Origin of the sequence: Pseudomonas sp. R62 (assembly GCF_000257605.1) — a bacterium.
Classification (GTDB): domain Bacteria; phylum Pseudomonadota; class Gammaproteobacteria; order Pseudomonadales; family Pseudomonadaceae; genus Aquipseudomonas; species Aquipseudomonas atacamensis.
The window spans coordinates 1-637 of the sequence record NZ_AHZM01000952.1 but is presented as its reverse complement, the minus strand read 5'-3'; the positions used below and the strand labels follow the sequence as shown (position 1 = coordinate 637).

The following is a 637-nucleotide window of genomic DNA, read 5'->3' as shown; positions in this document are numbered from 1 at the left end:
GCTGGAAATAGTGGTGATGGCCATCATGTTTGGCCTCCAGAAATTCTGATGTAGGAACGTTACTACCTTGAGATTTCCCCTGCAATCGGAAAGGCGGGTAGAGGACGATCGGTTTGTCACTTTCATAAGGGCACCGGCGAAAATGCCTCCCGCCAAGACGCGAGGCGCTGGATATAGGGGGTAAATTCGGTGTTTTAGCTGCCCTTGTCAGAGCAATCTACCGCCGCCGAGGCCGTCGAGTCCGCCACCGTTACCGGGGCTGTTCATGGTTTGCTGCGATACCTCAAGTAACGGTTTCACAGATGTTCGTTCGAACCCTACCCTATGGGTAGAGCCGGGTTGAGGCTGATTTTGCAGTGTGCTTTGGTGATCTTTCGACATTGGGGCTTCATCCTTGAAGTGGAGCCGATATGGCTATCGGGGCGAAAAAAACCTACCGTGCATCTCAGCTCAGGTCCATCGAGCAACCGTTTCGAATCGTGAATGCCAGCATGAAAAAAGGCCCCGCCAATTCCCATTGGCGGGGCCTTTTTTGCTTCAAGCGTTGGCCTTACTCAGCCTTTGCCTCCGGCGCTTTTTCACCATGGGACAGGCTGTAAACGTACGCCGCCAGCAGGTGCACCTTGTCATTGCCCTG

General features: G+C 53.8%; 1 protein-coding gene. It reads right to left on the bottom strand.

Annotation, left to right across the window (positions count from 1 at the left end; all coding sequences use genetic code 11):
* Positions 1 to 550 precede the first annotated feature (550 nt).
* Positions 551 to 637: hypothetical protein (locus OQK_RS30910; protein WP_238537137.1), on the bottom strand; the 87-nt coding region annotated here is incomplete at its 5' end.